Raw genomic sequence first — 15,447 nt, forward strand, 5'->3', positions numbered from 1 at the left:
GCTACAATGTCCATGAGAGTAATCCTCCTTGATATTTGTTTTTTTGGTCGAAAACTATTATATCATTAGAAAGCGATTACTCTCATTTCTTTTTTCTTTATCCAACTAACAATTTCTTTACACCAATCTAGTGAAATGTAAAAAGGCACAGCAAAACAGATTTTTCTGTATTACTGTGCCCTGTCAGCAATTAATTAAAATATTTAAAAAGAAATCCTATCTTACTTCACCTGATTCTTTACTGTTTCTGCAACTGTTTCCAGATCATCCTGTGTCAATTCTTTCTCAGATTTTACCACAATGACATAATTCTTTCCACTTTTAGATGTAATTCCACCAAAAGCATTGTATGCTGTCTCATTGTCGATTTCTTTTACCATAGGAACAAAATCTCCATGTTCCGTTTCGATCACATCCCCGATCTCATAATCGTGTCCCTGTTCTTCCAGTGTGATAACCTCATTGGAGATTGTCTCATCAATATCTTCTTCCATAATCTCCTGTGACTTTCCCTCACATTTCTGAATACTGACATTCATACCATTAATCTCAAAACTGCTATCAGAAGCCTTAGTACTGATATGATTCTTCAATGCCATTCCTCCCGCTACAGATAAACATACTCCAACGGCTACCAGAAATTTTTTATTCATTATAATTTTTCTCATAATACTCCCTCCATCCAAAAGCATTACTTTATCAATATGCTTTATTATAACCGATTTTTATTAGAATTTGCCATCTATTTTATTACATTTTTCTTAATTTTATATTTTCCGGAAATATCTTCCTACTGCTCCAAAGAAACCTTTCCTTCGTTTTGGCACCTTTCTTTGATGTTCTTTAGATTCTTCCAGAAAATACTGCTGAGAATTAATAATTTCTTCCTTTTTATCCTTTTTCACATATTCTCCACTACTCTCAAGTCTAGTGGCTAAAACATTATCTTTTCGTAAAATCATCATCATCTCTTTGATTCGTTTCTGAATCTTCGGATCATATACCGGACATGCAATTTCTACTCTGCGCTTGGTATTTCGGGTCATCATATCTGCAGATGACAGATATATCTTCATATCATCCCCAACTCCAAAACTATAGATTCGGGAATGTTCCAGAAATCTTCCTACAATACTCTCCACATGAATATTCTCCGTTTTTCCGGGAATTCCAGGGCGAATACAGCATATACCCCGAATAAGCAAAAATACAGGAACACCTGATGAAGATGCCTCAGATAATGCATCAATAATCTGACGATCCGTTAGAGAATTCATTTTCATAAAAATTCCAGACGGCTGAAAACTGTCAGCTTTCATCTTTTCTCTGTAAATATATTTTATGATATTTTCTTTTAATCCAGCAGGTGCTACCAGCAAATGCTTATATTGACCATTGAGATTATAAGTGGACATATTCTGAAAGAACCTGGCAGCATCCTGCCCGATTTCCATAGACGAAGTTAAAAGACTTAAATCTGTATATATCTTTGAAGTACTTTCATTATAATTTCCTGTTCCAATCTGAGTAATATAATAAACACCTTTACCGTTCTTTTTGGTAATAAGACAAACTTTTGAATGTACTTTATATTCTTCCATTCCATACATAACCTTACAGCCTGCCTCTTCAAGAATTTCTGAATAATTTATATTATTCTCTTCGTCAAACCTGGCTCTAAGTTCCATCAAAACAAGAACCTCTTTTCCATTTTCCGCCGCTTCACACAGATATTTTACAATTTTCGCCTGTTTAGCCAGACGATAGATTGTAATTTTAATAGAAATCGTTTCTTTATCTCTTGCACTCTCCTTCAACAGCTCAACAAAAGTATCCATTGTTTCAAATGGAAATGATAAAAGTTTATCTCCCTCCAGAACCTGTTTTGTAACAGATTCTCCCGGTGTGATATCTCTGTTAACAGCCGGTGAAAAAGGTACATAGCTGCCTGCTTTCTTTTTAGCTTCCGGAATCCGGTCTGTCAGATCATAAACATACTTCATAATCAGGGGAGTTTCACTTTGAAATATATCCTGTGGACAAAGCTTAAGTCGATCCATAAGATATTTTTCGATCAAACGATGTTCTTTCCCGTAAACTTCCAGTCTCACCGGTTCCAGACGACTTCTCATTTTTATAATTTTCTTCATATGCTCCCGATAATCATCAGTAGTTTCATATATCTCATCATCTGGATTGATATCTGCGCTTCTTGTCACCGATAAAACACATTTTTCCAGTATAGTATAATTTTCAAAAAGGCTGTCACAAAATTCAAGTATAACCTCTTCCAAAAGAATAAATCTTTGTTTCTCTTTTGAAAGAAAAATAATGGAATCCAGATCTTTTGGAACACTGATAATGGCAAAATAATTCTTGTCTTTCTTTTTCAGCATGAGACCAATCTGTAAGACCTTGTTTGGAATATGCGGGAAAGGATGTTGTTTTCCCATTACGATTGGCGAAAGAATTGGCTGAATCATTACTTCAAAATAATCTTTTAAATATTTCTTTTCCTCCTTAGTCAGCTGTTCATATGTACACCGTTCAATTCCTTCTTTTTCCAGGGTCTGTGATACATCTTTAAAAATACTATCACGTAACTTATACAAAGGTCTCACCTTTTGAGCAATCTTTTCCAGTTGTTCTTCCGGTGTAAAATTAGATCTGATGTCCCGATGATCATCATGAATCATACTCATTTCATGAATACTTCCTACTCTGACCATATAAAATTCATCCAGGTTGTTTGTAAAAATCTCCAAAAATTTCAGCCGTTCCAAAAAAGGATTTTCCTTTTTACCTGCTTCCTTTAGTACACGCTCATTAAATTTAAGCCAGGACAATTCTCTGTCCTGAGTGTAAGAATAATCATATTTCTTACCCATGGTATCCCCTCCGTAATTTTTGTCTTTGGAAATCCCTTCCCAAACTATATTTATCATTACCTGAATTTCTCCGCAGTAATATCAGTTAATTATACCATATAAATAGTTACTTTTAAGTTATATTTATGTTAAATAATTTTAATAAAAAAATCCAGGAATTTCAATTCCTGGATTTATGCTAAACAAATTTTAATAAGCAAATTTTTCTTCAAAGTATGCTTTCAGATCTTTGATTTTTACACGTTCCTGTTCCATAGTATCACGATCACGAACAGTAACTGCTCCATCTTCAAGAGAATCAAAGTCATATGTTACACAATATGGTGTTCCGATTTCGTCCTGACGACGATAACGTTTTCCGATATTTCCACGCTCATCAAATTCACAATTATACTGTTTTGCCAGTTCTTCGTAAACTTTCATAGCTCCTTCACTTAATTTCTTGGATAATGGAAGAACACCGATCTTTACAGGTGCAATTGCCGGATGGAAATGCATAACTGTTCTTGTATCTCCGCCTTCTAATTCTTCCTCATCATAAGCTGCACATAAGAAAGCCAGTGTCACACGATCTGCCCCTAATGACGGTTCAATTACATATGGAATATAACGTTCTTTTTTCACGTCATCAAAATATGTCAGATCTTCACCTGAAGTATTCTGATGCTGTGTCAGATCATAATCTGTACGGTCTGCAATTCCCCAAAGTTCTCCCCAGCCAAACGGGAACATAAATTCAATATCAGATGTGGCTTTTGAATAATGAGATAATTCTTCTTTTTCATGATCACGAACTCTCATCTGATCTTCTTTAATACCTAAATCCTGAAGCCATTTAATACAGAATTCTTTCCAGTATTCAAACCATTCTAAATCTGTATCTGGTTCACAGAAAAATTCCAGTTCCATCTGTTCAAATTCACGAGTACGGAATGTAAAGTTACCTGGAGTAATTTCATTACGGAAAGATTTACCAATCTGCCCGATTCCAAATGGAATTTTCTTTCTTGATGTTCTCTGAACATTTTTAAAGTTCACAAAGATACCCTGTGCAGTTTCCGGACGTAAATATACAGTACTTTTCGCATCTTCTGTAACACCCTGGAAAGTTTTAAACATCAGATTGAACTCACGAATTTCTGTAAAATTTTTCTTTCCGCAGGAAGGACATGCAATATTATGTTCTTTAATGAATTCTTCCATCTGATCCTTTGTCCATCCATCCACAGAACCTTCAATTTCCATTCCATTTTCCTGCATATAGTCTTCAATAAGTTTATCTGCACGGAAACGTTCATGACATTCTTTACAATCCATCAACGGATCAGAAAAACTTCCCAAATGCCCTGATGCAACCCATGTCTGAGGATTCATAAGAATTGCACAGTCAACACCTACATTATATGGACTTTCCTGAATGAATTTTTTCCACCATGCTTTCTTCACATTGTTTTTCAATTCAACACCAAGATTTCCATAATCCCATGTATTCGCAAGTCCTCCGTAAATTTCAGAACCACTATAAACGAATCCACGAACTTTCGCTAAGTTAACGATTTTCTCCATTGTTAATTCCATTTTTAATTCTACCTCTTTTATTTCTTTGTCTATGATGTTTAATTGTATCTTGTAATGCATATTTTTTCAAGATATATTTGAAATATGCATAGTTTTAAATATAACAAATATATTAATTGAATATTACTTTTTTGTTTTTTTTATATTATAATGCTTGTATACTACTATATAGGAGATATAAAGAAAGGGAATTTAAACCATGTATCAGATTGATTATACCAATGTTGGTAAAAGAATGAAAACATTGCGTAAACAAGCTGGATATACTCAGGAACAAATCGCAGATGCCCTTGATGTTACTGTTGCTTTCATTAGTAATATTGAAAATGACCGCGTCAAAATGAACCTGAGAGTTTTATCCTATTACGCAAAACTCTTGAACGTATCTATTGACTATTTACTTCGTCCGGAATCCGATGAGAATGGTGAAAAGGACAATGTTTTAAACAAAGAAATTCTTCGTCTTCTTGAGAAATTCTCAACTGATGATAAAGAAAAAATGGTCAAAGTTTTACGTATTTTATGTAAATAATATTCATTCAAAAAAAAGAAACTTTAAAGTGTTTGTCTGCTCCTATATTTACAAACACTTTAAAGTTTTTCTTTTTAATTTAAAAATGCCAGTGATTTAAATTCATGATCCAGATGTACTCTCATAAATTCTTTTACAATTCTTTTCAGCTCCAGCAAAACCTCCTGGCTTACCCGAAAAGTATATAATTTCTCAACAGGACTTGTTATAATAAACTGTAATGTATAAAGAGTAGAAGGACTTACCGGAAGCATTTTTCTTCCACAGGATGAACAAACAACTCCTCCCTCTGCCGGATGAAATCCTGTCAGATTATCTTTTCTCTGACATCTGACACATTGAAAAACCTCCATACCAATTCCATAAAATGCAAGTATTTTTATCTCATAAATATAACGGATCAAAGCCGGAGAAATTGTCTTTTTTTCCAATGCCCTAAGACTTTGATAAATCAGTTTTAAAATCTGCAATTCATCATTATTTTCCCGGGTCAGATAAGATGCAAGTTCACAAAAATAGCTTCCATAATAAATAAGATCCAGATCTTTTTTCAGATTATCAAAATAATTATCCACCTCTGCCCACATCAGGTTAAACGAATTCTTCCCTTCATACAAAGAAAATTTACCAAAGGTAAAAGGCTGGCATGCAGCTGCATAAGGACTGGTTGCTTTTTTTGCCCCACGGGCAAAAGCGGAGATTCTTCCCCGCTCTTTCGTAAGCAATACGATCCTCCGATCATATTCTCCAATATTTCCTGTCTGCAATACCAGACCTGTTACCTTAATTTCCTGCCCCATATTTAGACTTCTTTCTTATCGTATCCATAATTTTTCAATAACAGGTCACTATCTCTCCAGTCTTTTTTTACCTTTACCCAAAGCTGCAGGTTGACTTTTATATCCAGAAGATTTTCCATTTCAATTCTCGCCTGGCTTCCAATCTTTTTAAGCATAGATCCCTGTTTTCCAATGATAATTCCTTTATGGGAATCTCTTTCACATATGATTGTTGCATCAATGTCAATAATATGTCCATGACGTCTTGTCTTCATGGAATCAATGACAACTGCAATTCCATGCGGAATCTCCTGACTCAGCAAACGCAATGCCTTTTCTCGGATTAATTCTGCACAGATCTGACGCTCCGGCTGGTCAGTAATCGTATCTTCATCAAAATACATAGGTCCTTCATCCAGATATTTAAAGATTGTATCAATTACATCATCTGTATTTTTACCTTTCAGAGCAGAAACCGGAATAATTTCTGCAAAATCGCACACATCCTTATAAGTATCGATTGCTTCAAAAATGTCTTTTTCCTCTACCGTATCAATCTTATTGATTACAAGAATAATCGGAGTCTTAACTTTGGAAAGCTGTTCAATGATATAACGCTCTCCCCCTCCGATAAATGTACTTGGTTCAACCAGCCAGAGTACAACATCAACTTCATTTAATGTTCGTTCAGCTACCTGAAGCATATAATCTCCCAGTTTATTTTTGGCTTTATTAATACCTGGTGTATCCAGAAAAATAATCTGACCCCTGTCATCCGTATAAACTGTCTGAATACGATTTCTTGTTGTCTGAGGCTTGCTTGATGTTATCGCAATCTTCTGGCCAATCAAGCGATTCATCAATGTGGATTTTCCAACATTTGGACGACCTATGAAGGTTACAAAACCTGATTTAAACTTTTCTGTCATTTCATTTCCTTTCTCTTAAAGTACATGCTTAATCTCATCAAAACAGTTATCTGCCTGATTCAATTTTTCTTCATTACCTACACAGCAGCGATTTCCCGCATCAACTACAGTGCGGATCAACGGAGCCAATGCACGAATATCTTCTTTTGTACAGGATAATACCTGATTTCTATCCTTCTGTAAATCCTCTTCTGTCTTACCCATTAAATAAGCATGAAAACTTCTCACACCCATATCATCCGGTTCCATAGGCATATCCATATTGCTGATAGTTCCGATAATATATTTCTTCATATCCCTTTCATCTACATCGAAAGTTTCAACATAATCAGCCGCATGCTGGTACACCTGATAGGTCTCTGTCAGATTTGGATCTCTGTAACTGACAAACATGGAATCACCCTGTGTTCCAAAGCTGCACATACATCCATATGCACCGCCTTTCACCCTCAGCTGAATCCAGAGATATTCATAGGAAAAGATTACCTGCAGTACCTTTAAGGCTCCTGTATATTCGTATCCCTTTTCCATAAAGTTACCTGCACATGCAGCATACTGTACCCCTCCAGCTGTGGCAAAACCTTCATTTTTATGAGTACAGATTACTTCTGCTCTTTCTCTGTTTTTCTGATCTTCATAAAGTCGGTCTGCAAAATGTTTCAACTGATCTGCCATAAAAGAAGGTTCTTTTTCATTTCCAGTGTAGCTTACAATCATGTTCTGTTTCTGGAAAATAGCACGGCTGACGTTTCTCATTCCCTCAACGATATGTTCATATTCATCCTCAAAATTTTCATACCATTTTTTCACTGATTCATACATGGTCACACCCTGGATTACTTCACGATATGCCGCATATTTTGAAAAATATGACATGGCACGATTGGCAGCTGTCTTATGACCAGTCTCTGTAAGCTGAATTTTCAGGTTAGTATAAATCTGTCCTATAATTTCCTTGATACGCTTTTTATCTTCCAATTTACTTTCAAAAGCAATCTCTTCCATCAGTTCAAATGCTTTCCCTGCATTTGGATAGAAACATTTGGTTTTCAGCACAAACATTGGCAGAAATTCATTATCTTTTTTAGGCAGCACATTCATCGTAGCTGCAATTCCTCCGGTTTCGATGCTGATTTCATTTCCAAGCTCCTGATAAGTGTGTGTCTTAGTATCTACACCTGTGAGAATTTCTGTCAGTAGCGAAGCATACGGAACAAGATCCATAGGAACAAAAGTCATATCAAATGCCAGTTTCAGATAACAGATCTGATTAGTGAAATATTCATGCCATAAAACTTTTATGCCATCCAAATCTACTTCTGTATTAGAAAAAGGTTTTACTTCTTTTCTAATATCCTCAATATCAAGAACCGGAATCTTTTCCATTTCTTCTTTTGTGGAAGGCTTCTCCTGAATTTCCTTCAGATGTCGGGTCTCATCCACAAGTTTTTCTATTTCTTCTTCAGAAAGAGAATCTTTGTATTTTTGTAATATTTCCACTTCTTTTTGATCTTTAATCTTTTGAAGTCCTTTTTTCGGCTTCATGACCACAATGGATTTATGCTGATTTTTCAAAAGCCACTGTTCTATCAACTGTTCAAAATAACCTGTATCCATTCGTTTTCTAAGAATTTCAAATACTTCATTAGTCTTAATATGGATAAATGGTTTTTCATCATCATACAGCCAGCTGTCAAACATCTGAAGGCCATACATAAGCCCCTTTGGAAAACGTCCGAAGTTTGCTTCTTTATATTTAAATTCATAATAGTTAAATGCAGCTTCCAGGCTTCTCTTGGGAATTCCATCTTCTACAATCTTCTGCAAAGTCTCTTTAATAATCTTTACAAAATCCTGTTCCTGCTCATCCCTGGCTTCCTGTGCAACAATGGAAAATACCGGCTGCTCAATTCCGTTATCATAAGAACTGGAAATATCCTTTCCTATTTCAGCATCCATAAGAGCTTTCTTCACCGGTGCTCCTGGAGCTCCAAATAATGCTCTGTCGAGAATCTGAAAAGCCAGATAAAGTTCTCTATCAAGACTTGTTCCAATTACCGCATTATAAGAAAAATATGTCTTTTCCTCTTCCGGATCATTTTCACCAACCGGATAATACTCTTCAATTCGCTTGATCTGTTCAAATGCCTTCTGTTCTTCCCAAGATGAATCAATATTTTTATAATCAAAATCTTTTAAATAATGTTCATGAATAAAATCCAGATATTTATCCACATCCATATCTCCGTAAAGATAAATATAGCTGTTAGACGGATGATAATATGTCTTATGGAATTCCAGGAACATGTCATAGGTCAGATCCGGAATAGCTACCGGATCTCCTCCTGATTCAAAACCATATGGCGTATCTGGAAGAAGTGATTTCTGAATAATTCTTGCCAGCTGCTGATCAGGTGATGAAAATACACCTTTCATCTCGTTAAATACAACTCCATTGTAAATAACTGGAGCATCTTTATCCTCCAGATCATAATGCCATCCTTCCTGTTTTAAAATTTCCGGCTTTTTATAAATATTAGGATAAAAAACTGCATCAAGATACACATGTACCAGATTAAAGAAATCTTTATCATTCTGACTGGCTACCGGATAAACGGTTTTGTCAGGATATGTCATTGCATTTAAAAATGTATTTAGAGACCCTTTTACCAGTTCCACAAATGGATCCTTTAAAGGGAATTCTCTGGAACCACATAAAACAGAATGCTCAAGAATATGAGGAACTCCTGTATCATCTTTTGGCGGAGTCTTAAATCCTATCTGAAATACTTTATTATCATCATGATTGGAAACCACAACAACTCTGGCACCCGTCTGATTATGACGTAAAAGATATCCGGTACCATCCAGCTCTTCAATTTTTTCCTCTTTTATCATTGTATAATTTTTATTCATACAATACTTACTCCTTTTTCTTTCTATTATACCTAACTTTATTTTTCTTATAAATGGATTCTTGTAAAAACCTAAAACAAAGAGGCGCCGTATAAATACAACGCCTGTCATAAACGGACCTGTCCGCTTTCATTTTATTTTAGGAAGCCATTTATAATCTGCTCTTCTGCCTCTGTCTCTGTAAGTCCCAGAGTCATCAGCTTAATCAGCTGTTCCCCTGCAATCTTTCCAATGGCAGCTTCATGAATCAATGATGCATCAGGATTATCTGCACTGATTTCAGGAATTGCACTGATTTTTGCATCTCCAATAATAATGGCATCACACTCTGTATGTCCATTACATTTTGCATTTCCATGAACCTTGGAAATAAATGTCTGAGAAGATGAATCTTTTGCAACAGAACGGGATACAATGTGCGCTCCTGATTCCTGTCCATCAAGATTAACTTCAAACTCGCTGACTGCATTCTGCTGTCCATGTGTCATTAAACGTTCCATAACAGTCAGAGTAGCACCTTCATCAAGTTTTGCAGTTGTCAGTCGTTTTGTTGAATCTACACCTTTAATCTGAGCTGTATCCATTTCCATATAACCATTCTTTCCAATTTCAACAATGGTTTGCGGATTCATGATACGCTTTCCGTCTCCATCTCCACTTCCATAATGTTTTTCAATATAACGAACCCTGGCATTTTCTTCAATAAAGAATCTGTGGATTCCATCATGTTTACTGTCTTTATTTCCGCCATTGTGAATTCCACAACCAGCAATAATCGTTACATCTGCATCTTTTCCAATATAAAAGTCATTATAAACAAGATCTGTAAGACCTGCCTGACTTAAAACAACCGGAATATGGACACTCTCGTTTTTTGTTCCAGGCTTGATTTTAATATCAATTCCATCCCCATTATCTTTTGGAATAATTTCAATATTTTCTGAACTCTGTCTTACAAGTCCTTTTCCATTTGCACGAATATTAAAAGCTCCTACTGGGATTTCATGAAGACCGGACACTTCCTCAAGCAAATGTTTCTGAATCGGATCCATTTTTATATCCATTTTAGCATCCCTCCTTCTTCCAGCAGCGACATCCAGGTTCATCTGCACTATCAAGTAACTTAGGCAAAAAGTTTTCAGCAGTTTCATGCTCAAGAATTTCTCCATCTGCAATGACAATAATTTCATCTGCAATTCTTAAAATTCTCTCCTGATGGGAAATAATCAGAATAGATCCCTGAATATCTTCTCTCATTTTTTCAAAAACTTTGATCAGATTCTGGAAACTCCACAAATCAATTCCAGCTTCCGGTTCATCGAAAACAGATAACTTAGTACCTCTGGCAAGAATCGTAGCAATCTCGATACGTTTCAACTCTCCTCCGGAAAGACTTCCATCAACTTCACGATTCACATAATCCTTGGCACACAAGCCAACCTCTGACAGATAATTACAAGCTTCCCCTCTGGAAATATCATGTCCTGTAGCAAGCTTAATCAAATCATAAACTGTAATACCTTTAAAACGAACCGGCTGCTGAAAAGCAAAGCTAATACCCAGATTAGCACGTTCAGTAATATTTAAATCAGTAATATCAGTTCCGTTCCAGATAATCTGTCCAGATGTCGGTTTCTCAATCCCAACAATAATCTTCGCCAAAGTTGACTTTCCACCACCATTAGGACCTGTAATAGCAATAAATTTCTGATCATCCAGGCTCAGGCTGATGTCCTTAATAATTTCTTTTTCACAATCCTTCTCATCTCTTACAGAAAATGAGATATTCTTCAGTTCTAACATGTTTCCTCCATCCTAGAATCATCTAGATAATTCCATGATGATTCGATATAATACATCGTCTACTATGCTACTATAAACACTCAAAAAAAGAAAGAGTCTCAGATGGTTTTTTTACGTATTTTTACCATATCAAAAACATTTTGGGGCAAAAATCTTTTTTTCCATATATATCTTTTAATATTTTTTAAAAATATTCTTTAAAGTATTGAATATATTTCTATAAATTGATAATATATAAAATGTATAGAAATTAATATATTTTTATTGAATACAAATGTAAAATATTGTAAAATGTATATATCTTATAACTCTTCTGAAATCATATCTATTTTTCATATGGCAGTTCTGCCGGATTTTCAGAAATAACAACAGGATATATACATAGCATCCTCTTTTTCTGATGTTGTGCATATATCACGACAACAGAAAAGGAGGTTCCAATGGGTGAAAAAGACAAGATAGAAAAGCTTTTTATGGATTATGAAGATGTTTTTGCTGATATCATCAACGTCCTGCTCTATAACGGCAGACAGGTCATAAAATCAAAAGAACTGGCACAGGCCAACGTGATATCCCATTACAAATCAGATGATTCCATGATTCATGAACAGGAAAGAGATATCGCCAAGTTCTGGGTGAAGAATCATACCCGCCAGGCCCTTCTCGGGATAGAGAATCAGACTGCCGCTGATGACGATATCGCATTACGGATTATGGGATACGATGGAGCATCCTACCGCGGACAGCTCTTATCTGAACATAAAGAACGTCCCTATCCGGTCTGTACACTGGTACTATATTTTGGAAACAGTCACTGGAAAAGCAGCAGGTCACTGAAAGATCGGATTCCCTCTTACAACGAATTAGAAAATCACTGGAACGATTATCCGGTCAGAATATTTGAGATATCTTTTCTAAAGGAAGAACAGATTAATCTGTTCCAGAGCGACTTTGGAATCATCGCAGATTATTTTGTAAAACGTCAGAAAGGCATTGAGTATGAAGGAAACCATAAAGAAATCAAACATATAGATGCCATGATGAAATTCATGGCAGTATTTGCAGGAGATCAGGAGTTTTTAAAATTACATTTTACAGAAGGAGAGAAAATTACCATGTGTGAAGTTGTACAGAAGATAAAAGAAAACGGCAGAATTGAAGGCAGAATTGAAGGCAGACATGATGCTATCCTGGATTTATTGTCTGAAACAGGGCAGGTTCCGGAATACCTTAATCATAAGATTACAGATCAGACGGATCAGAAAAAATTAAAACAATGGCTTTTTATTGCCTCCCATTCTTCTTCCATACAAGAATTCGAAGAAAAAATCCAGTAATTTAAACACGTACTTTTTTCTCTTCCCCTCTCTCTTTCCATCTACATAAAAATCACCTTACACTGACGAAACATCTGCACCGAGCTTCGCGAGGGAAGCGTTTGAAAATGGGTATCTCCATTTTTTCCCTTTCTACTTTCTCTTCCCTCCTCTCTTTCCATCTACATAAAAAATCACCTTACACTGACGAAACATCTGCACCGAGCTTCACGAGGGAAGCGTTTCGGAACGGGTACGGTGATTTTTTTATTTTATCGTTTTATTGTTTTTACTGTTGAATAACTGCTTATATAGTATTTTCCTCCTACTTTTTTATAGGAACGAACTTTAAAATAATATCTTTTTCCTTTCTTCAGTTTCCCTTTAGTGTAAGATGAATATTTTCCTGAAACTGTTTTTATTCTCTTATATCCAGAATTTTTCTTTGTGGACATATAGACTTGATATCCTGTTGTTCCACTGACTTTTGTCCAATAAATTTTAATAGATTTTTTACCTGTACGTTTTAATTTTGTAATTCGGTTTGTCTTAGGTTTTATAGTAACAGTACAATAAGCGCGTTTTCCATTTGATGTCATTGCAGTAATAGTAACGCGTCCTGCCGATTTTGCAGTTACCACACCCTGACTATTCACTACTGCAATACTGCTATTGGAAGTCTTCCACTGCACATTCTGCTTAGGATTTGTTGATGAATATACTGTAGCTGATAGTTTATAAGAAGTACCGTTTGTCAAATTTAATGTTGTTTTATTTAAACGAATTCCTGTAGTTAATGGTGCCGGTCCCCAAGATCCTAACTTGAAATTCAAGTCAACATTTCCGGATATTCCATCAATACAACCAGCACTTGTATACTGCCACATATGATAGCTGCCTTTATATGAACAACTGCTATTATACTGAGCCACCCATTTTGGATACTGACTAAAAACGGAAGATGTCAACTTATTGTTGAACCATGTTGTATTCGCATAAACACCTACATTAGTATATCCTGCCTCTTTTAAGGTATCAAAAAACGTCTTAGCAATCTGTCCTAATTCATCCGCCCCAAGATTAGCTTGTGTATTGTCTTCCATATCATAATAAATCGGATAGGTTAGATGCTTACCTTCCAGCAGTCGAATTACATGCTGTGCTTCACTTTTTGCAGCTTCTGCGGATGTAGCTTTCCCATATAAATAAGCCCCATAAGGAATTCCCAATCTCTCACATTCTCTGGAATTATAATCCCATTTTGGATCATCTGCATAAGTAAAATCTCTTCCATATCCACATCGAATAATCGCATAATCAACTTTACCTGTTGACTTCACTTTCTGCCAATCAATATCTCCATTATGGTAGCTAACATCAATTCCCTGTGCAGTCGCATTTTGAGGAATCGTCACCTGAATAATACTGCTATTCGTTATTGTTCTAGCCTTGTTTTGAATCTTTTCTTCCAGATTCTGCTTCAAATTTCCATCCTCATAACGCCAGCTATTTGCCTGATCATTTTTCTCTTCAACAGAAGCCACTGTCTCCTGCTTTTCAGCAGCCCAAATCCTATGTATATTACAAAAAAACATAAGACTGCTAAACAATAATAAACATAGTCCTATAATAAAACTAATTATTACGTATAACCTTTCATTTTTCCTCATAAATACACCCTTAAACCTTTCATAAAGTCAGTATAACATGAAAAAAGAAAAGAAAAAGGAAGTATTTCTTAAGATTCGTTCCGCATCATAAACGCTGAAACGCTTCCCTCGCTACGCTCAGTCCAGATGTATTCAGCTTTTTATGATGCTCCACACTAATTTATTTCATCCACACCTCTATTGCAATCACCACCCCATGTCTAAACACAGTTTATGCTTCTTCTCCTCTCTTCCACCTCTATTGAAATCACCTTACCCTGACGAAACATCTGGACTGAGCTTTGCGAAGGAAGCGTTTCGGAACGGGTACGGTGATTCTATCTACACTCCCATTTTTGCCATTTCTTTTTTTAGTCTTTTTATGATTTTCTTTTCCAGTCTTGATATATATGACTGTGATATTCCCATCATATCTGCCACTTCTTTTTGTGTTTTTTCTTCTCCGTTTTTCTGATTGATTCCGAATCTTAGTTCTATGATTTTCTTCTCCCTTTCCGTCAGAATCTTCATGGCTTTTAACAATAGTTTTCGATCTACTTCATGTTCCAGATCCCGATAGATGATATCTTCATCTGTTCCGAGAATATCTGATAACAATAATTCATTTCCATCCCAGTCTACATTTAATGGCTCATCAATGGATACTTCCATCTTTGTCTTATTATTTCTCCTGAGATACATTAAAATTTCATTTTCAATACATCTGGATGCATAAGTTGCCAGTTTTATTTTTTTTGCCGGATTAAATGTATTAATGGCTTTTATCAGGCCTATGGTTCCTATTGATATTAAATCTTCCACGCCAATGCCCGTATTATCAAATTTCTTTGCTATGTACACAACCAATCGAAGATTTCTCTCGATCAGCATAGCCCTTGCCTCTGGCTCATCTACTGTTCCAAGCATATGAATCATTTTCTGCTCCTCATTTGCTTCCAGCGGTGCGGGAAGAATTTCGGCACCCCCTATGTAATGAATTTCATTCCCTTTTGCAAAAAATGCTTTTCTACCGCTTACCAAATTTAATCTCAACACA

12 protein-coding genes are annotated in these 15,447 nt (G+C 35.7%); 2 read left to right on the plus strand and 10 right to left on the minus strand.

Annotation, left to right across the window (positions count from 1 at the left end):
* Window positions 1-221: 221 nt before the first annotated feature.
* The 3 genes from KTB61_RS10830 to KTB61_RS10840 form a co-directional block, all read right to left on the minus strand.
* Window positions 222-668 carry a hypothetical protein gene (locus KTB61_RS10830; protein WP_075759320.1) on the minus strand — a complete coding sequence of 149 codons (447 nt, stop codon included), beginning with the start codon at window positions 666-668 and terminating at the stop codon, window positions 222-224.
* 99 nt (window positions 669-767) lie between these two features.
* Window positions 768-2,888 carry a polyphosphate kinase 1 gene (gene ppk1, locus KTB61_RS10835; protein ID WP_216697483.1) on the minus strand — a complete coding sequence of 707 codons (2,121 nt, stop codon included), beginning with the start codon at window positions 2,886-2,888 and terminating at the stop codon, window positions 768-770.
* Between the two features lie 189 nt (window positions 2,889-3,077).
* Window positions 3,078-4,466, minus strand: a complete 1,389-nt coding sequence (locus tag KTB61_RS10840; protein WP_075759321.1) for a glycine--tRNA ligase — start codon at window positions 4,464-4,466, stop codon at window positions 3,078-3,080.
* A 199-nt stretch (window positions 4,467-4,665) separates the two neighbouring features.
* Between KTB61_RS10840 and KTB61_RS10845 the strand changes: the two genes are divergently transcribed.
* On the plus strand, window positions 4,666-4,998 hold the full coding sequence (locus KTB61_RS10845; RefSeq protein ID WP_075759322.1) for a helix-turn-helix domain-containing protein: 333 nt from the start codon (window positions 4,666-4,668) through the stop codon (window positions 4,996-4,998).
* A 74-nt stretch (window positions 4,999-5,072) separates the two neighbouring features.
* Here the strand turns inward: KTB61_RS10845 and recO are convergent, their stop codons facing one another.
* The 5 genes from recO to KTB61_RS10870 all read right to left on the minus strand — a co-directional run bounded on the left by recO (window position 5,073) and on the right by KTB61_RS10870 (window position 11,425).
* A complete protein-coding gene (gene recO / locus KTB61_RS10850; protein ID WP_075759323.1) occupies window positions 5,073-5,798 on the minus strand; it encodes a DNA repair protein RecO in 726 nt (241 codons plus the stop codon).
* A gap of 2 nt (window positions 5,799-5,800) precedes the next feature.
* Window positions 5,801-6,706, minus strand: a complete 906-nt coding sequence (era, locus tag KTB61_RS10855; RefSeq protein WP_075759324.1) for a GTPase Era — start codon at window positions 6,704-6,706, stop codon at window positions 5,801-5,803.
* A gap of 15 nt (window positions 6,707-6,721) precedes the next feature.
* Entirely contained in the window at window positions 6,722-9,622 is a 2,901-nt protein-coding gene (locus tag KTB61_RS10860; RefSeq protein ID WP_075759325.1) for an insulinase family protein, read from the minus strand.
* 134 nt (window positions 9,623-9,756) lie between these two features.
* A complete protein-coding gene (locus KTB61_RS10865) occupies window positions 9,757-10,674 on the minus strand; it encodes a SufB/SufD family protein (protein ID WP_075760534.1) in 918 nt (305 codons plus the stop codon).
* A gap of 13 nt (window positions 10,675-10,687) precedes the next feature.
* The gene (locus KTB61_RS10870; RefSeq protein WP_075759326.1) at window positions 10,688-11,425 is read right to left on the minus strand and encodes an ABC transporter ATP-binding protein; all 738 of its coding nucleotides are present in this window, start codon (window positions 11,423-11,425) and stop codon (window positions 10,688-10,690) included.
* 440 nt (window positions 11,426-11,865) lie between these two features.
* Here KTB61_RS10870 and KTB61_RS10875 point away from each other — a divergent pair, with 440 nt between their 5' ends.
* Complete coding sequence (locus KTB61_RS10875; protein WP_216697484.1) at window positions 11,866-12,762, plus strand: Rpn family recombination-promoting nuclease/putative transposase; 897 nt, start codon at window positions 11,866-11,868, stop codon at window positions 12,760-12,762.
* 251 nt (window positions 12,763-13,013) lie between these two features.
* On the opposite strand, the gene KTB61_RS10880 is transcribed toward KTB61_RS10875, so the two are convergent.
* A complete protein-coding gene (locus tag KTB61_RS10880) occupies window positions 13,014-14,285 on the minus strand; it encodes a GH25 family lysozyme (RefSeq protein ID WP_330656374.1) in 1,272 nt (423 codons plus the stop codon).
* A gap of 447 nt (window positions 14,286-14,732) precedes the next feature.
* A complete protein-coding gene (gene sigE, locus KTB61_RS10885) occupies window positions 14,733-15,446 on the minus strand; it encodes an RNA polymerase sporulation sigma factor SigE (RefSeq protein ID WP_083638306.1) in 714 nt (237 codons plus the stop codon).
* Between the last annotated feature and the right edge of the window lies 1 nt (window position 15,447).

The organism is Anaerostipes faecalis, assembly GCF_018982945.1.
Classification (GTDB): domain Bacteria; phylum Bacillota; class Clostridia; order Lachnospirales; family Lachnospiraceae; genus Anaerostipes; species Anaerostipes faecalis.

Coding starts and splice junctions, on each gene's coding strand:
- KTB61_RS10830 (WP_075759320.1), bottom strand. CDS start 668: ATGAGAAAAATTATAATGAATAAAAAATTTCTGGTAGCCGTTGGAGTA.
- ppk1 (WP_216697483.1), bottom strand. CDS start 2,888: ATGGGTAAGAAATATGATTATTCTTACACTCAGGACAGAGAATTGTCC.
- KTB61_RS10840 (WP_075759321.1), bottom strand. CDS start 4,466: ATGGAATTAACAATGGAGAAAATCGTTAACTTAGCGAAAGTTCGTGGA.
- KTB61_RS10845 (WP_075759322.1), top strand. CDS start 4,666: ATGTATCAGATTGATTATACCAATGTTGGTAAAAGAATGAAAACATTG.
- recO (WP_075759323.1), bottom strand. CDS start 5,798: ATGGGGCAGGAAATTAAGGTAACAGGTCTGGTATTGCAGACAGGAAAT.
- era (WP_075759324.1), bottom strand. CDS start 6,706: ATGACAGAAAAGTTTAAATCAGGTTTTGTAACCTTCATAGGTCGTCCA.
- KTB61_RS10860 (WP_075759325.1), bottom strand. CDS start 9,622: ATGAATAAAAATTATACAATGATAAAAGAGGAAAAAATTGAAGAGCTG.
- KTB61_RS10865 (WP_075760534.1), bottom strand. CDS start 10,674: ATGGATCCGATTCAGAAACATTTGCTTGAGGAAGTGTCCGGTCTTCAT.
- KTB61_RS10870 (WP_075759326.1), bottom strand. CDS start 11,425: ATGTTAGAACTGAAGAATATCTCATTTTCTGTAAGAGATGAGAAGGAT.
- KTB61_RS10875 (WP_216697484.1), top strand. CDS start 11,866: ATGGGTGAAAAAGACAAGATAGAAAAGCTTTTTATGGATTATGAAGAT.